The following is a 21,174-nucleotide window of genomic DNA, read 5'->3' as shown; positions in this document are numbered from 1 at the left end:
TCATTCACTGGTAAGGGCCGTGACCGGGTCAAGCCGGGCAGCTTTGCGGGCCGGCATAAAGCCGAAGATGACGCCGGTGACCAGCGCACAGGCGAACGCACCGATCACCGCCAGCGCTTGAAAGGCAATCGCCACGCCGCTGAGCAACAACACGCCGCCGACCAGCAGCGCCAGGCCGATTCCGGCGATTCCGCCGACCACCGAGAGCATCAGCGCTTCAGTGAGAAACTGACGCAGGATGTCGCGCTGACGGGCGCCGGTGGCCATGCGAATACCGATCTCGCGGGTGCGTTCGCGTACGGTCATGAGCATGATGTTCATCACGCCGATACCGCCGACCAGCAGGGAAATCGCCGCAATTGCCCCCAGCATCAGCGACAGCGTGCCTTGCGTGCGCGCTTCGGCCTGGATCATCGCGGCATTGTTGGTCAGCTCGAAATCCTTCTTGCCGTGGTGCCGGCGCAACATCGCTTGTTCGATGGCCTGTTCGGCGTCCTTGACCTTGCGCGCGTCCTTCGCGGCAATCACCACGTATTGCGGATTGCGGCTGCCGAACAGGCGCGTGCTCGCCGCCGAATAAGGCACGGCGATGCGGTTGTCGCTATCGGAGTCGCCGGAGCTGGCGCCTTTTTCGGCGAGCACGCCGAGGATCTGGAACGGCACGTTCTCGATGAGGATGTATTGACCGATAGGGTCGGCGACATCCTTGAGCAATTTGTCGCGGACCTTGGTGCCGATCACCGCGACGGCGGCGGCGCTGTCCTCGTCGGCCTGGGTGAAGTAGCTGCCCTGAATCACCGGCCAGTTGAAAATCTGCGGAAAGTTGGTGTCATTGCCGCCGACGTAGCTGCTGTGGTCGGCGTTGCCAAAGCGCACCCCGGCGGTCGAGCCGTTGACCGGCATGATCCGTTCCACCTGGGGCAGGGTGGACAGTTCGGCAACGTCGTCGAGGGTGATGATGCCCTCCGGCGTGCGGGGGTTCGGCGCCGAGCCGCTGAGGTAAATGATGTTCGAGCCGAACGCACCCATTTGCGCCATGACCTGACGCTTGCTGCCTTCGCCGACGGCGAGCATGACCACCACCGAGGCCACGCCAATGACGATGCCCAGCAGCGTCAGCGCCGTGCGAAAGCGGTTGATCCACATCACCCGCCACGCCGCTTGTACAGCGTCGAGCAGTTCACCTTTCCAGGCGCCGGTCTGGCTGCTGCCGTTGCTCAGGCGCTGGCGCAGGTCGACCGCTTGCAACGCGCCGGGATTGGCCGAAGGCGGCGCGCACGCGTACCCGGCGCTGTCGCTGATGATCAGGCCGTCGCGGATTTCGATGATGCGTTTGGCCCGTTGCGCCACTTCGCGGTCGTGGGTGATGAGGATCACCACATGACCCTGATCGGCGAGTTCGTCGAGCAGGCTCATGACCTCGGCGCCGCTGTGGCTGTCGAGGGCGCCGGTCGGCTCGTCGGCGAGGATGATATGGCCGCCATTCATCAGCGCACGGGCGATCGACACCCGCTGTTGCTGGCCGCCGGAAAGCTGATGCGGGCGATTGCCGGTGCGAGTGCCGAGGCCAAGACGTTGCAGCAGCGCGTGAGCTCGGGCATGCCGCTCGGCGGCCGGGGTGCCGGCATAGATCGCTGGCATCTCGACGTTTTCCTGCGCCGAGCCGGACGGGATTAGGTGATAGCCCTGAAAGACAAAACCGAAGGCTTCGCGGCGCAGCCAGGCCAGTTCATCGCTGTCCAGCTGCGCGACATTTTCCCCGGCGAACAGATACTCGCCGCTGGTGGGGCGGTCGAGGCAACCGAGGATGTTCATCAGCGTCGATTTGCCCGAACCGGAGGCGCCGACAATCGCAACGAACTCGCCGGCATGGATCGACAGATCGATCCCGCGCAGCACTTCCACCAGCGGGCTGTCATCACCGCCATAGGCTTTGCGGATCTGCCGCAGGTCGATCAGGGGCGTGTGCATTCAGCCTCCATGACCAGTGGCCGGCGCGCTGAGAACATGCTCGCCCTCGGCCAGACCTTCCAGCACCTGGGTGCGCAGGCGATCGCTGATGCCGGTGCGTACTTCGCGCGCCTGAATTTCACCGTTGGCAGCGACGATCTGCGCTCGCTGCCACTGCGGACGCGATCCCGGTTGCAGGGCGGCAGTCGGTACGGTGAGGGTGTCTTGCGCCTGTTCGGCGACGAAGAACACCTGCGCGGTCATGTCGGTCATCAGGCTGTTGTCGGCGTTATCGACATCGAGCAGCACGGTGTACAGCACCACCCGTTCGCTGCCACTGCGACCACTGGTTGGACTGCCGCCCTGATTCTGTTCAAGCGGACGCGGCGGCACCGGCAGGATCTGCCGCACGGTGCTGCTCCAGCGCCGAGTGCCGCCGCTGAGGGTGGTGAAGTAGGCGGTCATGCCGGGTTTGACGTGGCCGATGTCGGCCTCTGAAACCTCGGCCCACACGGTCATCGGCGACAGCCGGGCGATGCGCAGGATCAGCGGGGTCTGTTGTTGCGCGTTGAGGGTCTGGCCTTCCCGCGCCCCGACGGCGACCACGGTGCCGCTCATCGGCGCATAGATGCGCGTGTAGCCGAGTTCCGCCTCGTCACTGCGCAGGCTGGCCTGGGCCTGACGGATCTGCGCCTGGAACATGTCGATGCGCGCTTGGGTTGCGCGAACCTCGGCGCGCGCGGTCTGCACGTCTTCTTCGCGGGTGGCGCCACCAGCGGCGAGTTTCTGCTGGCGCTGGTATTTCTGCTGCGCCAGATCGTGCTGGGCACGTTGCTCCTGCAGCTGCGCCTTGAGGTTCTCGATGGAAAAGCGCCCGGCATCGAGCTTGGCTTTCTGTGTCGACGGGTCGATTTCCACCAGCAACTGGCCTTCCTTGACCGTATCGCCGGCCTCGACGTGAATCTTCTGAATCTGCCCCGAAGCCTGTGCGCCGACATCGACATAGCGGCGCGGCTGCAAGGTGCCGAGCGCTGTCACGCTGTTTTCGATATCGCCGCGGCTGACCTGCACAGTGGCAACGGCGTCGCGACCGGGTGGCAAGACTTGCCAGGCAGCGACGGCGATCACGGGAATCAGACAGAGGGCGGCAAACAGCGCGCGACGGGCGGGGCGGGGACGATTCATGCAGGGTTCCGGCCAGTGGTTGCGGCCCGTCGCAAGGCACGACAGACACAGGGGCTGTCCTGTAAACGAGGCATGGGCGACGGAATTTAGCCGCAGACGCATCGAGTTACCGCAGCCGGGCCACGACTATTTGTCCGGGATATGGAATCAACTCTTTAAATCTATATGAGAATTACTATAAATTACGCACCTCAAGTTGCCACTATCTTGCTACTGCGTGATTCGCAGGTCTGATCAGTGCGCTCAAGGACAGAAACGGCATCGATGCGGTCGGGAGTCATGTTGGAAAACTACTATCGTGAGCTGGTGTGTTTCCTCAACGCCAGACTGGGCAACCGTCAGGTCGCCGAGGATGTGGTGCATGACGCCTATGTACGCGTGCTGGAGCGCTCCAGCGAGGTGCCGATCGAACAACCCCGAGCCTTCCTTTATCGCACCGCGCTGAACCTGGTCATCGACGATCACCGTCGCAACGCGTTGCGTCAGGTCGAATCGCTGGACGTGCTCGACAACGAAGAGCGCTATTTCACCCCGTCCCCCCACGGCACCCTCGACCACGGCCAGCGTCTGGAAATGCTCCAGCGCGCACTGGCCGAGCTGCCGCCGCTGTGCCGCGACAGTTTTCTGCTGCGCAAGATCGAAGGAATGTCCCATCCGGAAATCGCCCAGACCCTCGGCATCTCCCGGGCACTGGTGGAAAAACACATCGTCAACGCCATGAAGCATTGCCGCTTGCGCATCCAGCAATGGGATGGCCAGTGAGCCGCGCCGGTTAAATTTCCTTTCATCGTCCTCGTTCCTACTCAACAGACGACCTGCTGACCTCATTCAGGCCGGTCAGGCCACCCAGGCTTTATTTCCCCGCGTTGAGGGGTTCATCCAGAGGACACTGGAAATGACACAGGCAATTGCATCGCCCATCGTTCACGACCTGATCGGCGTCGGTTTCGGCCCTTCGAACCTGGCACTGGCCATCGCTCTGCAGGAACGCGGCGCGACCCAGGGCGAACTGGAGGTGCTGTTCCTCGACAAGCAGGCCACTTACAGCTGGCACGGCAACACCTTGTCGACGCAGAGCGAGTTGCAGATTTCCTTCCTCAAGGACCTGGTGACCCTGCGCAATCCGACCAGCCCTTACTCGTTCGTCAACTACCTCAAGCACCACGGGCGTCTGGTCGACTTCATCAACCTCGGCACCTTTTATCCATGCCGCATGGAGTACAACGACTACCTGCGCTGGGTGGCCGGGCAGTTCACCGCGCAGAGCCGTTATGGCGAAGAAGTGCAGTTCATCGAACCGGTGTTGCACAACCAGCAGGTCGAAGCCTTGCGGGTGATTTCCCGGGGCAGCGACGGCCAGCAATTCGTGCGTACCACGCGTTCGGTGGTGGTCAGCGCTGGCGGCACACCGCGCATTCCGGAGGCGTTCAAAGCATTGAAGGGCGATCACCGGGTATTCCACCATTCGCAATACCTGTCGCAAATGGCCAAGCAGCCGTGCGTGAACAACCAACCGATGAGCATCGCCATCATCGGCGGCGGGCAGAGCGCGGCGGAAGCCTTTATCGACCTGAATGATTCGTTCCCGTCGGTGCAGGTCGACATGATCCTGCGTGGTTCGGCGTTGAAGCCTGCGGATGACAGCCCGTTCGTCAACGAAGTGTTCTCGCCGGAGTTCACCGATCTGGTGTTCCAGCAGAACAGTGTCGAGCGCGAGCGTCTGGTTAACGAGTACCACAACACCAACTATTCGGTGGTCGACATCGACCTGATCGAACGCATCTACGGCATCTTCTACCGGCAGAAGGTTTCCGGGATTGCCCGCCATGCGTTCCGCACCCTGACCACCGTCGAGAGCGCCACTGCCACGGCAAATGGCATCGAACTGGCCGTGCGCAACAACGCCACCGGGGAAGTCACGGTGCGAATCTATGACGCCGTGGTGCTGGCCACCGGTTACGAGCGGCAGATGCACCGCAAGTTGCTCGCGCCGCTGGAGGAGTACCTCGGTGAGTTCGAGGTCGATCGCAACTACAAACTGATCACCGACGAGCGCTGCAAGGCCGGCATTTATATGCAGGGCTTCTGCCAGGCCAGCCATGGCCTGAGCGATACGCTGCTGTCGGTGCTGCCGATTCGCGCCGACGAAATCGCCGGCTCGCTGTACGAGCATGGCAAACAGCTCGGGCACAGTCGCTCGGTGGCGGAGTTGTTGTTGGCGACTGCCAGCTGAATCTGCATTGCCTGACATACCGCTTTCGCGAGCAGGCTCGCTCCCACAATGGTTCTGTGAATGCAGGCCAAAATCTGGGAGCGAGCCTGCTTGCGAAGGGGCCATGGAAAGCCCCACATATGATCGTTCCCACGCTCTGCGTGGGAATGCCGCCCGGGACGCTCCGCGTCCCTTTCAGAAGCCGAACGCGGAGCGTCCGATGAGGCGTTCCTACGCTGAGCGCAGGAACGATCGCGGGGAAATTCTGAACCCTTCCTGAACACCCGCCACATTCCTTGCGAACTCTCTTCCAGCGGTTTAGCTGCGGGCGTAAGCTTCGCGCGTTTTCATCAATTGCGGAGACCCACAGTGGGTACTTGTTCGAGTGACAGTTGTCGGCCGGTCTCGATCACCGGCAGATTCTCGGCAAGATAACGCGCAGTCTTTCCCTGCCGTTGTCTCGCCGTAACAGCGAGCAGCGGCATCCCGTGCACGGCCAGTTCTGGATCGTGTCTCGACGTCCTTCTCATCGACGCTGAACCAGGCGTGATGGCGACTTCAATCGTCATCGCTGCCTATCGACACGCCTGTCGTTCCCGACCGGCGTGCCACGTCTGGCCGTGCCGGTTTTCCCGGTGCCAGGGCGCGGCGGTACCTGCCCGACGGTTTCCCGGCTGACCACAGGGGACACAGCCATGAAACTCACGCTCAAGGAATTTTTCGCAGGCTTTCTGCGCAGCCGCCACATCGCCCGGCACTTCCGTCGTCTGGCGCTGCTGGATTCGATCTATGACACCACGGTCAGCCGTGAAGTGCCGCCGACGCTGGCCAGTACGCTGGTCGCTGCCGCCCATGAAGACAGCGCTGCGTTGCTGTCATCGCTGGGCACGCATGGCGAGGGGCTCACCGAGGTCGAGGCCGATGCACTGCGCGCGCAACATGGCCTCAACGAGGTCGAGCACGAGCAGCCGCTGCCGTGGTGGACTCATCTGTGGCACTGCTACAAAAACCCGTTCAACCTGCTGCTGACCTTGCTCGCGGTGATCTCCTGGCTGACAGAAGACCTCAAGGCGGCCGTGGTGATTTTCTCCATGGTGGTGCTGTCGACGCTGCTGCGCTTCTGGCAGGAGAACAAATCCAATCAGGCCGCCGATGCGCTCAAAGCCATGGTCAGCAACACCGCTACGGTGCTGCGCTGCGATGGCCCACGCCGCGAGCTGCCGATCAAGCAACTGGTGCCCGGCGATCTCATCGTGCTCTCGGCCGGCGACATGATTCCCGCCGATTGCCGCGTGCTCAGCGCCAAGGACCTGTTCGTCAGCCAGGCAGCAATGACCGGTGAGTCGATGCCGGTGGAGAAATTCACCCGGCAGACCGATCGCGACACGCGTAACCCGCTCGAGCTGGACAACATTCTGTTCATGGGCACCAACGTCGTCTCCGGCAGCGCGATTGCACTGATTCTCACCACCGGCAACAGCACCTACTTCGGTGCGCTGGCGCAACGGGTCGGCGCGACGGACCGCGCGGTGACCTCGTTTCAGCAGGGCGTCAACAAGGTCAGCTGGCTGCTGATCCGCTTCATGTTCGTCATGGCGCCGCTGGTGCTGTTCATCAACGGTTTCACCAAGGGCGACTGGAGCGAAGCGCTCCTGTTCGCGCTGTCGGTTGCCGTGGGCCTGACCCCGGAAATGCTGCCGATGATCGTCACTTCGACCCTGGCCAAAGGCGCCGTGTTTCTGTCGCGCAAAAAGGTCATCGTCAAACGCCTCGACGCGATCCAGAACTTCGGCGCCATGGACGTGCTGTGCACCGACAAGACCGGCACCCTGACTCAGGACAAGATCTTTCTGGCGCGTAATGTCGACGTCTGGGGTGAGGATTCTGACGCTGTGCTGGAACTGGCCTACCTCAACAGCTACTACCAGACCGGCCTGAAAAACCTGCTGGATGTGGCGGTGCTGGAACACGTCGAAATCCATCGCGAGTTGAAAGTCGGCAGTGCGTTTCGCAAGGTCGATGAAATCCCGTTCGACTTCAATCGCCGGCGCATGTCGGTGGTCGTGGAGGGCCGCGGTCAGCCCCATCAATTGATCTGCAAAGGCGCGGTGGAAGAAGTGCTGGCGGTGTGCAGTCGGGTGCGTCACGGCGAGGTCGATGAAGTCTTGAGCGATGAATTGCTGGTGCGGATTCGCCAAGTCACTGGCGCCTTCAACGCCGAAGGTCTGCGCGTGGTGGCGGTCGCGGCTCGCTCAATGCCAGCAGGCCGCGAGATTTACAGCCTGGCCGATGAGCAGGAACTGACGCTGATCGGTTACGTGGCTTTCCTCGATCCGCCGAAGGAAAGCACCGCGCCAGCGCTCAAGGCCTTGGCCGAGCATGGCGTGGCGGTCATGGTGCTGACCGGTGACAACGAACTGGTGACGGCGAAAATCTGCCGCGAGGTCGGCCTCGCCCAACAGGGTTTGCTGCTGGGCAATGACATTGAGCGCATGAGCGATGCTGAGCTGGCTATGGCGGTCGAGACGACCAACGTCTTCGCCAGACTCACGCCATCGCACAAAGAGCGCATCGTCGGCATTCTCAAGGGCAACGGCCATGTGGTCGGATTCATGGGCGACGGTATCAACGACGCGCCGGCGCTGCGCAGCGCCGACATCGGCATTTCCGTGGACAGCGCGGTGGACATCGCCAAGGAAGCGGCGGACATCATTCTCTTGGAAAAAAGTCTGATGGTGCTGGAGGAGGGCGTGCTCGAAGGGCGGCGCACCTTCGCCAACATGCTCAAGTACATCAAGATGACTGCCAGCTCCAACTTCGGCAATGTGTTCTCGGTGCTGGTTGCCAGCGCGTTCATCCCGTTCCTGCCGATGCTGCCGATGCACCTGCTGGTGCAGAACCTGCTCTACGATATCTCGCAGATCGCCATTCCGTTCGATAACGTCGACGACGAGATGCTGAAACAGCCGCAGCGCTGGCAGCCGGCTGACGTCGGGCGCTTCATGCTGTTCTTCGGCCCGATCAGTTCGATCTTCGATATCACGACGTTCGCCTTGATGTGGTACGTGTTCGACGCCAACACGCCGGATCACCAAACGCTGTTCCAGTCCGGCTGGTTCGTGGTCGGTCTGCTGACCCAGACGCTGATCGTGCACATGATCCGCACGCCGAAGATCCCGTTCCTGCAAAGCCGCGCCGCCATGCCGCTGCTGGTGATGACCGGGGTCATCATGGCGGTCGGCATCTTCCTGCCAATGGGGCCGCTGGCGCATTACTTCAAGTTGCAGGCGCTGCCGTCGCTGTATTTCGTGTTTCTGCCGGTGATTCTGCTGGCGTACATGGCGCTGACCCAAGCCGTTAAAGGCTTCTACATCCGCCGGTTCGGCTGGCAATAACCGCCATGGAATGCTTTCCCCTGCGGGAGCGAGCCTGCTCGCGAAGGCGCCGTGTCAGTCAATAAATTTCTGACAGGTATACCGCCTTCGCGAGCAGGCTCGCTCCCGCAGGGGATATTGGTGCGTCAGGGCCGCCGGATGAATGACCAAATTTTTAGGAAAAGTCCTACAGAGCTATCGCCGACGCTTGCGTAGTCTTGCCCTCCCCAAACCTCACCGGGAGAATGACCATGAGCAACAAAGCGTTGCGCATCCTGATCGCCGACCCGCAGCATTTTCATCGCATGAAAATCGAGCGCCTGTTCAACGCGCTCGGCTACTACCGCGTCGCCCCGGTGCAGACTCTCGGCGAACTGTTGACCCTGGTCGACTATGGCTGCGAGCCGTTCGATGTGCTGGTGATCAATGCCGAACTGGCGGCAGGCTCTCTCGATCTGCTGGGCTTTCTGCTCGATAACCCACAGGTTCGCCATGCTCTGATCTACAACGGACCGTCGGCACCTTTGCAGGCGGCTGCCGGGTTTGCTCAGGAAAACGCGCAGATCAGCCCGACGCCATTGCCCAATTCACAGCTCATCGGGCAGGTAATGGCGAGAGTCGAAACTTGCGACGAACCCCAGGCAGCGCCTGACGCCCACGCATCGTTGCGCCATGCCAATGCATAAAAAAACACTCTGCACAACTGTCAGACCTGACAGGTGATTCTCTTGCCCATCCATGTAACAGTGCCGGCGCAGCCACCGACTCCGGGACAGACTGTTGCGGTGTCTTCGATTTTGCAGGAGTCCCAATGAAGTCAGCGCTGATCGTCGATGACCATCCAGTCGTGCGCGCGGCCATTCGGATCGTTCTGCAGGCTCAAGGCTTCACGCAGATTCATGAAGCGTCCAATGGCAATGAAGTCGTGCCGTTGATCTGCGCGCATGATCCGCACCTGGTTGTGCTCGATCTGGGGCTGGGATCGATGGACGGTCTGGAAGTGCTGACGCGAATCCAGATCAAGGCGCCAACGGCGCGTTGCCGGGTGCTGGTGTTCAGCATGCATGAGCCCACGCATTACCAGGAGCGCTGTCTGCGCGCCGGCGCACGGGGCTACGTGACCAAGAGCAATCAACTGACTCTGCTGCACGAAGCCATCAAGGCATTGATGTCCGGCCACACTTATTTCTCCGCATTGCCCAATACCAACGGTCTGTACAACGCCGTGCAACGCACGGAAAAGGAGCTGATCGCGCAGCTGTCCGATCGAGAGTTATGCATTTTCGTGAATCTGGCGCTGGGCAAACCGAACAAGGCCATCGCTTTGGAAATGCACCTGAGTCACAAAACCGTCAGCACCTACAAGACCCGCATGATGGCGAAACTTGGCCTGGGTTCGCTGGTGCTTCTGCGTGAGTTCGCCAAGCGCAATCACTTGATCTGAGTACCCCGACATGATGCAGGGACTGCGGGTTTTATTGCTGTGGCTGGGGCTTGTTGCCTCGGTCGGGGCGAATGACCAGCCGCAGACGCTGGAGGTGCTGGCGCGCCTCGAACCGGGAAGTATCCAGGTGCGCCTCGATGATCGGGAGCGCCAGTGGCTGCGTGAGCATCCAGTCTTGCGCATGGGCATCTCCGGCCCGGATTACCCGCCCTTCGAAATCACCCGCAATCAGCATGAGCTGGAAGGGCTGACCGCCGATTACGCCGATCTGCTGGCGCAACTGCTCGGCATCAGGATCGAAGTGCGGCGTTTCGCCGATCGTCCCGCACTGATGGCCGCACTCAAGCGCGCTGACGTCGAACTCCTGGGCACCTCGAACAGTTTCGAAGCGGCGGATCCGGCCTTTGTTCTGTCGCGGCCGTATGCTGAAGATCAGCCGATGCTGGTGACGCGTCATGACGAGAAACTGCCTGCTGACCTTGCAGGCAAACGCATCGCCATGGTCGAGGATTACCTGCCACTGGCCCATGTTCAGGCGTTCTACCCCGGCGCCCACGTACAGCTTTATGCTTCGGCCATGGATGCACTCGGCGCGGTCGCCTTCGGTGCCGACGACGTGTACCTGGGCGACTTCATCAGCGCCAACTACCTGATCAACACCAATTATCGCAACGACCTGCAACTGGCCGGGCCGTCGGGGCTTGATGCCAATCCGTTCGCCTTTGCGTTGTTGCGCAGCGATGTGGTGCTCAAACGCATCGTCGACAAGGCCTTGCTGGCCGTGCCCATGGAGCGTCGCCATCTGATCGAACAGCGCTGGAGCGTCGGCCTCGCCGAGATGGCCGAACAGTCGCGGGTACAGCTCAGCGCCGCCGAGCAGCAGTGGCTGGATCAGCACCCGGTGGTGCGGGTCGGCGCTGTCGAAGACTTCGCGCCGTTGGCGTTTTTCGATGCTGATGGACGCTTCAACGGGCTGGCAGCGCAGTTGCTGAGCCTGATTGCGCAGCGCAGCGGGCTGAATTTCGAGATCGTGCGTGGCACCTCGCTGAACGACCAGTTCGAACAACTTCAGGCCGGCGCACTCGATATTTTGCCCGTGGTGACGCCGAGCACCGAGCGGGAAGCGCAGCTGCAATTCACCCGCGCCTATCTGAACAATCCGTTCGTGCTAGTCAGCGCAGCGAACGGACCACATCCATTGCCGCTCGACGAACTGGCGGGCAAACGCCTGGCGATCTATCGCGGCCACCCGTTGCGCGAATACCTCTTGCAACGGGTTCCCGGCCTGCGTCTGGTCGAAGTCAAAAGCCCCGCCGAAGGCATGGCGCTGATTGCCCGTGGACAGGTCGACGTGACGGTAAGCTCGTTGCTGGTGGCGCGTTTTCTGATCGCCCGCCAATACCGCGACCGCCTGCGTATTACCGGCACCGTAGGCGATCAGCCGGCGCGCATCGCTTTGGCCACGGCGCCGCAGTCGGCGCTGCTGCACTCGATCCTGAACAAGGCGTTGCTGAGCATCGCGCCGCAGCAAATGGATGAACTGGTCGAGCGCTGGAGCCACGATGTGGTGGTGGAGGACAGCTATTGGTCGCGCCATCGCCGCGAAATTCTGCTTGGTTTTGCCGGCGCCGCAGGCTTGCTGCTGCTGGCCCTGATCTGGATCGGCTGGCAGCGTCGGCAGATCCATCAGCGCCAGCAATGGTTGTTGCAACTGCAACAGGCCAAGGACGCAGCGGATGAGGCCAATCGGGCCAAAAGCACTTTCCTGGCGACCATGAGCCACGAGATTCGCACACCGATGAACGCCTTGATCGGCATGCTCGAACTGGCGCTCAAGCGCGCAGAGGAGGGCGTGACTGATCGACTGGCAATTCAGGTGGCGTCGAATGCCGGCCAGCAATTATTGGCGTTGATTGGCGACATTCTCGACATCGCCCGTATCGAGTCGGGGCATTTGTCCCTTTCGCCCGAGCGGGCCAATTTACGCGAGACGGTGTTATCGGTATGCCGAGTGTTCGAAGGGCTGGCGCGGCAGAAACGGCTCTCGTGGCGCATCGAACTTGATCCGCGCGCCGACGTGGATGTGCTGATTGATCCGACGCGCTTCAAACAGGTGCTGTCGAACCTGTTGAGCAATGCGATCAAATTCACTGAGGTGGGCGAGGTGAGTTTGCGCTTGCAGGTCATCGCCATGACCGACGCTGAAGTGGACTTGCTGTTGCGCATCGAAGACAACGGCATCGGCATCAGCGGCGAAGATCAAAAGCGCCTGTTCAGCCCGTTCGTTCAAGCGAGCAATAGTCTTCAAGCGGCGCGCAGCGGTTCCGGCCTGGGTCTGGTGATCAGCCGTAACCTCTGCGAAATGATGGGCGGCACGCTGGGTCTCGATAGTGATCTCGGGCAAGGCACGCGAGTGGAAATGAATCTGTCCTTGCCGCTGTTGACAGCTGTGACGACCACGCTGGCAACGCCCGAGGCGGCAGCCGCTACCTGTGTATTAAGCGTGTTGGTGGTGGACGATCACCCGGTCAACCGCTTGCTGATGTGCTGGCAATTGAGCGAACTGGGGCATCGCACGGTAGATGTGGGCGATGGCGAACAGGGGCTGGACCGCTGGCGAACCCAGGCCTTCGATGTGGTGATTACCGACTGCAACATGCCGCGACGCAATGGCTATGAGCTGGCACAGGCGATTCGCAACGAAGAAGCCGCCGGCGGCCGCGCACCCTGTCTGATCCTCGGTTTTACGGCCAATGCGCAGGTCGAAGAGCGTTTGCGTTGTCTGGACGCTGGCATGGACGGTTGCCTGTTCAAACCGATTCGTTTGCATGATCTGGCTGAAGCCCTGAAAGGCGCTCAGCGTTGCGAGCGCCACGAAGATGAACCGCCAAGTGCCGAGCCCGTCGAGATTGATCTGAGTGCCCTGGAGCAGATGGCCGGTGCCGATCACTCGTTGATCGAGCGTTTGCGCAAGGAAGTCGGCAATAGCTTGCGCGACGATCTGCAAGCTTTGGATCAGACCCACGTCGGCGACCGCAACGGCCTGCGTGAGCTGGCCCATCGCATCAGGGGCGGTGCGCAAATGGTTGGGGCTGCGCGGGTTGTTGCGGCGTGTGCAGATCTGGACACGGCGTGCCGAGACAGTGACAGCGCTGTCATCGACCGCGCCATCGACAGGTTGCGCGAAGCCATGCACGGCCTCGCACGTTGCCTCTGAACCATTGCAGATTCCTGTGGGAGCGAGCCTGCTCGCGAAATGCGCGCCGCTGACTCAATTGTTCTGCATATGGAACACTCAAGCCGATTTCCACCATCTAGTCGAATATTCGATATGCCTTTAGGCTTAATCCAATGCATTCACCCATTGGAGACCCCATGAAAAACATCATCGGCATTTACACCAGCCCGCGCGGCCATTGGGTCGGCGATGGTTTCCCGGTGCGCACGCTGTTTTCCTACGACAACCTGGGCAAGCACATCAGCCCGTTTCTGCTGCTCGATCACGCCGGTCCCGCCGAATTCACCCCGACCACTGAACAGCGTGGCGTCGGCCAGCACCCGCACCGTGGTTTCGAAACCGTGACCATCGTTTACGACGGCGAAGTGCAGCACCGCGATTCCACCGGCAGTGGCGGCACCATCGGCCCGGGTGATGTGCAGTGGATGACCGCAGCGTCCGGCATCCTCCATGAGGAATTCCACTCGGAAAACTTCGCCCGAACCGGCGGCAAGCTGGAAATGGTCCAGCTGTGGGTCAACCTGCCGGCCAAGGACAAAATGGCCGCGCCGGGTTACCAGACCATTCTCGACCGCGACATTCCGAGCATCGCGCTCAAGGACCACGCCGGCAGCCTGCGTCTGATCGCCGGCGAATTCGATGGGCACACCGGACCTTCGCGGACTTTTACGCCAATCGACGTGTGGGATCTGCGCCTCAATGCCGGCAAGTTGCTGACGCTTGATCTGCACGAAGGACGCAACACCGCACTGGTGGTGTTGAAAGGTTCGGTGCTGGTCAACGGTGCGGAATCGGTTGGGGTAGGGCAGTTGGCGCTGTTCGAACGCGACGGTGATCGACTCACCCTCCAGGCCAGCGAAGACGCGGTGGTGTTGCTGCTCAGTGGCGAGCCGATCGACGAACCGATCGTTGGCCACGGCCCGTTCGTGATGAACACCGAGCAGGAAATCCATCAGGCCTTTGCCGACTTCCAGTCCGGGCGCTTTGGCCAGATGCACGCCTGACCCCGAGCTTTACCGCCAACTGAAACTTCCCTGTGGGAGCGAGCCTGCTCGCGAATGCTCTGATTCGGTCGAAGAAGTAGTGACTGACATGACGCCTTCGCGAGCAGGCTCGCTCCCACAGGTTGTTCAGCGTCTGATCGTTCCCACGCTCTGCGTGGGAATGCAGCCGGGGACGCTCCGCGTCCCACAGCCTCAAGATCGCAGCCTTCGTCAGCTCAGGGTTTTGCAGTGTTTGTAAGCCGGTGCTCATCCACCGAAATCAATTGCTCCTACACTGTGCCAATCTGTGCGATCTTCTCGCGATTGGCCTTTGTCGGAGTTGTTTGATGCTGTCTCTGCTGACCGAACACCCGTTGTTTAGCGCGTTGATCCTGATCCTGCTCGATCTTGGCCTGTGGCGGCTGATCAGCTCTCGCGGCAGCGAATGGAAGCTGTTGGTGCGGGTGCTGATTTTCGCCTTGTTCAGCATTGTGCTGTTCAACGAAGGCCTCAACCCGATGGAGCCGGCGCCGTGGGCCGACAACGTGCCGCTGCATCTGGCGGCGACCGGGTTGCAGATCGGCTGGTGGCTGTTTGGTGCGCGCACCCTGACGGTGTTGATCGGCGCGGTGATGATGCAGCGGGTCGGCCATACCGGCCGGCTGTTGCAGGACTTGCTCGGCGCGGTGATTTTCCTCATCGCGATCATTGCGGCGCTGGCGTACGTGCTCGATCTGCCGGTCAAAGGCGTGCTGGCGACGTCCGGCGCGTTGGCGATCATCGTCGGCTTGGCCTTGCAGAGCACCTTGAGCGACGTGTTCTCCGGCATCGTCCTCAACACCACCAAGCCCTATCAACTCGATGACTGGATCTCCATCGACGGCACCGAGGGCCGCGTCACCGACATCGACTGGCGCGCCACGCGTCTGCAAACCAGCCAGGGCAGCATGGCCGTGATTCCCAACTCGCTGGCGGCGAAAGCCAAAATCATCAACTTCAGTCGACCGAGCAATATGTTCGGCGTTTCCGTCAGCGTGCCCGTCAGCCCCCATGCCCGGCCCAGCTCAGTGATCGAGGCGTTGGAGCGAGCGATGCAAGGCTGCCGGCAATTGCTCGACACACCGGCGCCGAGCGTGTCGTTGAAGAGTTCTGCCAGCGGCGGCGCGGAATACGAAATCAGCGGGTTTGTCGCCTCGATGGGCGAGAAGCGCGTGGTGCGCAATCAGTTGTTCGACCTCGCTTACCGGCATTTGCAGGCGTCCGGGATCAACCTGCTGTCCAGCAACGAGAGCAGCGCCGCACCGCAGTTGTCGCGGCCACGGGCGCTGCTGGAAAGCTCACCGATCTTCTCGACTCTGCGTGAAGAAGAAAAAGACACCTTCAGCCAGAACATGACCCTGCAAACTTTCCGCGCCGGCGAAACGATTCTCGCGGGCGGCGAGGTCAGCGATCATTTGTTCATCATTGAGTCCGGCGTGGTTTCGGTGACGCTCAAGCGCCATGGTGCACCCCTGGAATCCGGGCGCATGGGGCCGGGTGAGGTGATCGGCGAGGCCGGGATTCTTTCCGACACCGCCTTGCCGGCGGATTTTTCCGCGAAGACTTTCTGCGCCCTGTATCGCATCGAGAAGTCCTACCTGAAACCGTGCCTGGACGCGCGCCATGACATCCACGATGCGATGCAGGCATTGCTCGATTTCCGTCTGCACAAGGCGCAGTCGCTGACCGAGGACGCGCCCGTGGTCGCGCCGAAAAGAGGCTTTCTGCAATGGCTGCGTAATCGCGTCTGAGCTGTCGCTTTGTGATTCGATGCAACCTGCGCGGCGTTCTCAGGGTCACAATTTGCAATCCCACCGGGCAGGAGTTGCAGACGATGAAAAACCTGCGAATCGCCACCTTCAACGTCAACGGCATGCGCGCGCGGCTGCCGAATCTGCTGGAATGGCTCAAGCGCGAGCAGCCGGACATCGTCTGCCTGCAAGAGCTCAAGTCAGTCGACAGCGCATTTCCCGCCGCCGAACTGGAGGCCGCCGGTTACGGCGCGATCTGGCAGGGCCAGGCGTCATGGAATGGCGTGGCGATTCTGGCGCGTGATGCGCAGCCGTTGGAGAGTCGACGCGGTTTGCCCGGCGATCCCGATGACACCCACAGCCGTTATATCGAAGCGGCGGTGCACGGTGTGCTGGTCGGTTGCCTGTATCTGCCCAACGGCAACCCGCAGCCGGGGCCGAAATTCGATTACAAACTGGCCTGGTTCGAGCGTCTGATCAATTACGCCCAAGACCTGCAAAGCAGCGATCACCCGGTGGTCCTGGCCGGTGACTTCAATGTCGTGCCCACCGACATGGACATCTACAACACCCGTTCCTGGCTCAAGGACGCCTTGTTGCAACCTGAAAGCCGCGAGTGCTACCAGCGGCTGCTGGACCAGGGCTGGACCGATTCTCTGCGCCACGTGTATCCCGAAGAGCGCCTCTACACCTTCTGGGATTACTTCCGTAACCATTGGCAAACCAATTCCGGCCTGCGCATCGACCACCTGTTGCTCAACCCGGCATTGAGCCCGTATCTGCACGACGCCGGTGTTGACGCCTGGGTGCGCAACGAACCGCACGCCAGTGACCATGCACCGACATGGATTCGGATCGCTTCGCGGAAAAAGCGCTGAGCGGGCGATTGGCGAAATCAATTGTCGGAAGCCGTGCTTGATCCCGTATACAGGGCAACATCAACGCAGTGTTCTGCGGCCCATGCATAAGGATCGAGCAATGAGTGTGGCACGGCTGACCAATACCAATCTGTACCTGCAACGTCTGGGTTTCGATGCGCCGCCGCCACCGACACTGGATACGTTGCGTCAGTTGCAACTGCGCCATACCGCCGAGTTTGTTTTCGAAAATCTGGCAACGATCAGTGCAGAGCCGGTGTTGATCGACTTGGTCTCCATCGAAGACAAGGTGTTGCAGCAGGGGCGGGGCGGCTACTGCTATGAGCTCAATCATTTGTTCTATGCGCTGCTGCTTGAATTGGGCTTCGACGCACGGGCGATCAGCGGGCGCGTGGTGATGAATCAGCCGGAAGGCAGCTGGACGGCGCGAACCCATCGTTTGAGTCTGGTGACCATCGACGGAGTGCGTTACATCACCGATGTCGGCTTCGGTGGCATGGTGCCCACCGCGCCGCTGTTGCTCGACAGTGAGGATGAGCAACCCACCCCGCACGAACCTTACCGCATCGACAAGCAAGCGGATGGCTACCTGCTGCGCGCCAAAGTCGCAGGCGAATGGCGGCCGATGTACCTGTTCGATTTGCAACGCCAGGAAGACATCGATTACACCGTCGGCAACTGGTACGTCTCCACCCATCCCGAGTCACCCTTTGCCCAGCGCCTGATGGTCGCGCGCACCGGCGCTGGCTGGCGCAAAACCCTGAACAACGGCAGTTTTGCCATTCATCACATGGGCGCGGACAGTGAGCGGCGCGAAGTCGCGGATGTCGACGAGCTGATGGAGTTGCTGCGGCGCGAGTTCGATCTTCAGGTGCCTGATTCACCGCGTGTGCGACAAGCGCTGGCTCGGGTAATCGCACCAGCCTCCATCTAAGGCTTTACATCAGGCTCCAATACGCGACGGATTTCGCCGATGGCCGCTGACAGCTTTCGCTCGAGACTCTTGAGATCGGTGGCGGTGATGCCTTTCTTGAATTGCCCCGTCAGACCTGAATCGTCAGCGCTTCCCTGCTGGCGTGGGCCATCAAGCAGAGCATGGCGCAGGGTGTTGTTGATCACAGTCTGGTAGCCAAAGCCCTCGGTTTCCGCGGCGGTACGCGCCGCTTCGATCACCGCGTCATCAAGCATGATAGTGATGCGGGTCTTGCCCTTGCTCGGCGCTACTGCGCCGCGTTTACCTGCGGAAAAGTCATATTCGTCTTTCATCGTTCAAGCCTCCTTAACTCCCGTCGTAATTGAATCACTGATTTGATTATGCATACTTTATATGTATAAAAAAGAGCGCGACTACACCGTCGGTCGCCGTGAACACTTCAGCCTAGTGGGCACTGGCGCGAGCGCAGCGGGGATGTGTTGCCGAATTTGTTGGGGCAAGAAGCGCAGGCTAGAAGGTTGGATGGCTACCTAACCATTATGTGACTGACAAGTTGTATACAACTCTATGGACATTTGTCCTGAGTATTGAATACAGTGTGCGCATAACAAAAACCAGGGAACCCCCCACCATGAAAACGCCCCATGTTTCACACCAACGGCCCGAGGATGAAAACCTCGGGGTCGGCGCGAATATGGCTTACGGCCTGCAACATGTTCTGACCATGTACGGCGGTATCGTTGCGGTGCCACTGATCATTGGCCAGGCGGCCGGTCTGTCGCCGGCGGACATTGGTCTGTTGATTGCTGCTTCATTGTTTGCGGGGGGGCTGGCGACGTTGCTGCAAACCCTGGGTCTGCCGTTTTTTGGCTGTCAGCTGCCGCTGGTCCAGGGCGTATCGTTCTCCGGCGTGGCGACCATGGTTGCGATCGTCAGCAGCGGCGGGGAGGGCGGTTTCCAATCGGTGCTGGGTGCGGTGATTGCCGCCTCGTTGATCGGCTTGCTGATCACGCCGGTGTTTTCACGCATCACCAAGTTCTTTCCGCCGCTGGTCACCGGCATTGTGATCACCACCATCGGCCTGACGCTGATGCCGGTGGCCGCACGCTGGGCGATGGGCGGCAACAGCCACGCGCCGGACTTCGGCAGCATGCAGAACATCGGTCTGGCGGCGGTCACGCTGGTGCTGGTGTTGCTGCTGAGCAAGGTTGGCAGCGCGACCATTTCTCGGCTGTCGATTCTGCTGGCCATGGTCATCGGCACGGTGCTGGCGGTGTTCCTTGGCATGGCGGATTTCTCCAGTGTGACCACCGGCCCCATGTTCGGCTTCCCGACACCGTTCCACTTCGGCATGCCGACCTTCCATTTCGCTGCGATCCTGTCGATGTGCATTGTGGTCATGGTGACGCTGGTGGAAACCTCGGCGGACATCCTCGCCGTGGGCGAGATCATTGACACCAAGGTAGATTCCAAACGCTTGGGCAACGGCCTGCGCGCCGACATGCTGTCGAGCATGTTTGCGCCGATCTTCGGATCGTTCACGCAAAGTGCTTTCGCGCAAAACGTCGGTCTGGTGGCGGTGACCGGGATCAAGAGCCGATTCGTGGTGGCCACCGGCGGTCTGTTTCTCGTCGTCCTCGGGCTGCTGCCGTTCATGGGCCGGGTGATTGCTGCCGTGCCGACTTCTGTCCTCGGCGGCGCCGGGATCGTGCTGTTCGGCACCGTGGCGGCGAGTGGCATCCGCACGTTGTCGAAGGTGGACTACCGCAACAACGTCAACCTGATCATCGTTGCCACCTCGATCGGTTTCGGCATGATCCCGATCGCCGCGCCGAACTTCTACGATCATTTCCCGAGCTGGTTCGCGACGATTTTCCATTCGGGCATCAGTTCATCGGCAATCATGGCGATCCTGCTCAACCTGGCGTTCAACCACTTCACGACCGGCAACTCGGATCAACAGTCGGTGTTCGCCGCAGCGGAAGAGCGCACCCTGCGTTATCGCGATCTCGCCGCGCTGCGTGAAGGCGATTACTTCAGCGACGGCAAGCTGCATGACTGCGATGGCAAGGAAGTGCCGGTGATCGAGCCGGATGACCACGACCATGGCCACGGCGCGCCTAAGGTTCAGGTGAAAAGCAGCGAACATGTCTGACCGCTGCGTCTGAAACAGAAAAGGCCGATCTGCCCAAACAGATCGGCCTTTTGGTATTTTTCGTGCGCCCACAAAAAAGCCCCTGAACCTTGCGATTCAGGGGCTTTGCTATTTGGCTCCACAACCTGGACTCGAACCAGGGACCCAGTGATTAACAGTCACTTGCTCTACCAACTGAGCTATTGCGGAATTGGTGCGTATGTTACTGATTCAAAAAGAGAAGTCAAGCATCGCCGGGCAACTTTTGCGATTCGTCGGGACGGACGGCATTTTGTCAGCGATTGGCGGTTACCAGAAAGGCCTCAGAGGTCTACCATGGCAGCCCGGAAGTGGTCACACGCGCTGCCGGCCATTCGCCGCAAAGGTACGCGCCATGATTCAAATCACTCGCAACACCGAGGTGCCTGCATGAGCACCGCACAGATCAGCCTGCCCAAAGGGATCGGCCCGCACGCCGAAAAACTTTTCGATGCAATCACCGGGGCAAGCACCGCCGAAGAATTGAACCGCGCTGGCGGCAAGGCTGAAGGTTTCGTCCTTGGTCTAGAAAGCAGCAAGGCCATCAAGAGCCAGGTCGCCGAATCGCTGTATGTGATTTACGACGATGCTGCCACTCAACGCGCGGCCGAGCTGGCTTAACTGCCGAAGGTAATCGTGCCGAGCATCAGCTTGGCATAGGCCGCCGTCGCCGCCAGTTGCACCAGCCACAGGGCCAGGCCACCGAGGAATACCCCGGTGGCGACTTGCAGCACCAGGCTCTTTTCACGCTTGGCCGGAGCGCGCGGGATGAAATCATCCAGGTCGTCACGGTCGGCGCGCAGGTTGTCGTTTTTCATGTGGGTTCTCGCAAGGTTCCGGGTTCGGCTCATGTCCTGTGGGAGCGAGCCTGCACGCGAAAGCGTCTTGTCAGCTGACATAGCATCGACTGGCCGATCGCATTCGCGAGCAGGCTCGCTCCCACAGGTTGGATTTGTGTGCAGTCTAGAGGTTGCAAGGCGTTTTCTGAGACAAATAAAAACGGGAAGCCGTTC

16 protein-coding genes and 1 tRNA gene are annotated in these 21,174 nt (G+C 60.9%); 12 read left to right on the top strand and 5 right to left on the bottom strand.

The window, feature by feature from the left end:
• Complete coding sequence (locus tag JWU58_RS18040) at positions 1–1,971, bottom strand: MacB family efflux pump subunit (RefSeq protein WP_206420704.1); 1,971 nt, start codon at positions 1,969–1,971, stop codon at positions 1–3.
• Entirely contained in the window at positions 1,972–3,135 is a 1,164-nt protein-coding gene (locus JWU58_RS18035; protein WP_024012365.1) for an efflux RND transporter periplasmic adaptor subunit, read from the bottom strand. It lies immediately after the preceding gene.
• Between the two features lie 279 nt (positions 3,136–3,414).
• On the opposite strand from JWU58_RS18035, the gene JWU58_RS18030 reads away from it, so the two are divergent.
• The 10 genes from JWU58_RS18030 (at position 3,415) to JWU58_RS17985 (ending at position 17,988) form a co-directional block, all read left to right on the top strand.
• Positions 3,415–3,897: a sigma-70 family RNA polymerase sigma factor gene (locus tag JWU58_RS18030; protein ID WP_016773904.1), complete on the top strand. Its 483-nt coding sequence runs from the start codon at positions 3,415–3,417 to the stop codon at positions 3,895–3,897.
• A 133-nt stretch (positions 3,898–4,030) separates the two neighbouring features.
• On the top strand, positions 4,031–5,368 hold the full coding sequence (locus tag JWU58_RS18025; RefSeq protein ID WP_206420703.1) for a lysine N(6)-hydroxylase/L-ornithine N(5)-oxygenase family protein: 1,338 nt from the start codon (positions 4,031–4,033) through the stop codon (positions 5,366–5,368).
• Positions 5,369–6,042: 674 nt separating this feature from the next.
• Entirely contained in the window at positions 6,043–8,742 is a 2,700-nt protein-coding gene (gene mgtA / locus JWU58_RS18020; RefSeq protein WP_206420702.1) for a magnesium-translocating P-type ATPase, read from the top strand.
• Positions 8,743–8,972: 230 nt separating this feature from the next.
• Positions 8,973–9,407, top strand: a complete 435-nt coding sequence (locus JWU58_RS18015) for an ANTAR domain-containing protein (RefSeq protein WP_206420701.1) — start codon at positions 8,973–8,975, stop codon at positions 9,405–9,407.
• A 125-nt stretch (positions 9,408–9,532) separates the two neighbouring features.
• Positions 9,533–10,165, top strand: coding sequence for a response regulator transcription factor (locus tag JWU58_RS18010; RefSeq protein WP_206420700.1), 633 nt, complete (start codon positions 9,533–9,535; stop codon positions 10,163–10,165).
• Positions 10,166–10,175: 10 nt separating this feature from the next.
• Positions 10,176–13,382, top strand: coding sequence for a transporter substrate-binding domain-containing protein (locus tag JWU58_RS18005; RefSeq protein ID WP_206420699.1), 3,207 nt, complete (start codon positions 10,176–10,178; stop codon positions 13,380–13,382).
• 158 nt (positions 13,383–13,540) lie between these two features.
• Positions 13,541–14,407, top strand: coding sequence for a pirin family protein (locus JWU58_RS18000; RefSeq protein WP_197890945.1), 867 nt, complete (start codon positions 13,541–13,543; stop codon positions 14,405–14,407).
• Between the two features lie 326 nt (positions 14,408–14,733).
• Positions 14,734–16,176 (top strand): mechanosensitive ion channel family protein, encoded by a 1,443-nt coding sequence (locus JWU58_RS17995; RefSeq protein ID WP_016773911.1) that lies wholly within the window; start codon positions 14,734–14,736, stop codon positions 16,174–16,176.
• An 83-nt stretch (positions 16,177–16,259) separates the two neighbouring features.
• Positions 16,260–17,054, top strand: a complete 795-nt coding sequence (xth, locus tag JWU58_RS17990; protein WP_206420698.1) for an exodeoxyribonuclease III — start codon at positions 16,260–16,262, stop codon at positions 17,052–17,054.
• Between the two features lie 100 nt (positions 17,055–17,154).
• Positions 17,155–17,988 (top strand): arylamine N-acetyltransferase family protein, encoded by an 834-nt coding sequence (locus JWU58_RS17985; RefSeq protein ID WP_206420697.1) that lies wholly within the window; start codon positions 17,155–17,157, stop codon positions 17,986–17,988.
• Here JWU58_RS17985 and JWU58_RS17980 read toward each other — a convergent pair.
• Positions 17,985–18,320: a BrnA antitoxin family protein gene (locus JWU58_RS17980; protein WP_016773914.1), complete on the bottom strand. Its 336-nt coding sequence runs from the start codon at positions 18,318–18,320 to the stop codon at positions 17,985–17,987. The two genes, JWU58_RS17985 and JWU58_RS17980, sit on opposite strands and share 4 nt — an antisense overlap.
• Positions 18,321–18,619: 299 nt before the next feature.
• On the opposite strand from JWU58_RS17980, the gene JWU58_RS17975 reads away from it, so the two are divergent.
• Positions 18,620–20,143, top strand: coding sequence for a nucleobase:cation symporter-2 family protein (locus tag JWU58_RS17975; RefSeq protein WP_024012376.1), 1,524 nt, complete (start codon positions 18,620–18,622; stop codon positions 20,141–20,143).
• A gap of 113 nt (positions 20,144–20,256) precedes the next feature.
• Here the strand turns inward: JWU58_RS17975 and JWU58_RS17970 are convergent.
• A tRNA-Asn gene (locus tag JWU58_RS17970) sits at positions 20,257–20,332 on the bottom strand.
• A 219-nt stretch (positions 20,333–20,551) separates the two neighbouring features.
• Here JWU58_RS17970 and JWU58_RS17965 point away from each other — a divergent pair.
• A complete protein-coding gene (locus tag JWU58_RS17965) occupies positions 20,552–20,782 on the top strand; it encodes a hypothetical protein (protein ID WP_122506462.1) in 231 nt (76 codons plus the stop codon).
• Here the strand turns inward: JWU58_RS17965 and JWU58_RS17960 are convergent.
• Complete coding sequence (locus JWU58_RS17960) at positions 20,779–20,979, bottom strand: hypothetical protein (RefSeq protein WP_016773917.1); 201 nt, start codon at positions 20,977–20,979, stop codon at positions 20,779–20,781. The genes JWU58_RS17965 and JWU58_RS17960 overlap by 4 nt on opposite strands.
• Between the last annotated feature and the right edge of the window lie 195 nt (positions 20,980–21,174).

Origin of the sequence: Pseudomonas atacamensis, from assembly GCF_017167965.1 — a bacterium.
Classification (GTDB): Bacteria; Pseudomonadota; Gammaproteobacteria; order Pseudomonadales; family Pseudomonadaceae; genus Aquipseudomonas; species Aquipseudomonas atacamensis.
Note: the sequence above shows the minus strand (reverse complement) of the source record. Positions and strands in the feature narration are given on the sequence as shown.

Excerpts from the sequence above, each read along its gene's own strand:
- JWU58_RS17960 (WP_016773917.1), bottom strand. The coding sequence starts at position 20,979 with ATGAAAAACGACAACCTGCGCGCCGACCGTGACGACCTGGATGATTTC.
- xth (WP_206420698.1), top strand. The coding sequence starts at position 16,260 with ATGAAAAACCTGCGAATCGCCACCTTCAACGTCAACGGCATGCGCGCG.
- JWU58_RS18040 (WP_206420704.1), bottom strand. The coding sequence starts at position 1,971 with ATGCACACGCCCCTGATCGACCTGCGGCAGATCCGCAAAGCCTATGGC.
- JWU58_RS17995 (WP_016773911.1), top strand. The coding sequence starts at position 14,734 with ATGCTGTCTCTGCTGACCGAACACCCGTTGTTTAGCGCGTTGATCCTG.
- JWU58_RS18010 (WP_206420700.1), top strand. The coding sequence starts at position 9,533 with ATGAAGTCAGCGCTGATCGTCGATGACCATCCAGTCGTGCGCGCGGCC.
- JWU58_RS18005 (WP_206420699.1), top strand. The coding sequence starts at position 10,176 with ATGATGCAGGGACTGCGGGTTTTATTGCTGTGGCTGGGGCTTGTTGCC.
- JWU58_RS18015 (WP_206420701.1), top strand. The coding sequence starts at position 8,973 with ATGAGCAACAAAGCGTTGCGCATCCTGATCGCCGACCCGCAGCATTTT.
- JWU58_RS17975 (WP_024012376.1), top strand. The coding sequence starts at position 18,620 with ATGAAAACGCCCCATGTTTCACACCAACGGCCCGAGGATGAAAACCTC.
- JWU58_RS18025 (WP_206420703.1), top strand. The coding sequence starts at position 4,031 with ATGACACAGGCAATTGCATCGCCCATCGTTCACGACCTGATCGGCGTC.
- JWU58_RS17985 (WP_206420697.1), top strand. The coding sequence starts at position 17,155 with ATGAGTGTGGCACGGCTGACCAATACCAATCTGTACCTGCAACGTCTG.
- mgtA (WP_206420702.1), top strand. The coding sequence starts at position 6,043 with ATGAAACTCACGCTCAAGGAATTTTTCGCAGGCTTTCTGCGCAGCCGC.
- JWU58_RS17980 (WP_016773914.1), bottom strand. The coding sequence starts at position 18,320 with ATGAAAGACGAATATGACTTTTCCGCAGGTAAACGCGGCGCAGTAGCG.
- JWU58_RS18000 (WP_197890945.1), top strand. The coding sequence starts at position 13,541 with ATGAAAAACATCATCGGCATTTACACCAGCCCGCGCGGCCATTGGGTC.
- JWU58_RS18035 (WP_024012365.1), bottom strand. The coding sequence starts at position 3,135 with ATGAATCGTCCCCGCCCCGCCCGTCGCGCGCTGTTTGCCGCCCTCTGT.
- JWU58_RS18030 (WP_016773904.1), top strand. The coding sequence starts at position 3,415 with ATGTTGGAAAACTACTATCGTGAGCTGGTGTGTTTCCTCAACGCCAGA.
- JWU58_RS17965 (WP_122506462.1), top strand. The coding sequence starts at position 20,552 with ATGAGCACCGCACAGATCAGCCTGCCCAAAGGGATCGGCCCGCACGCC.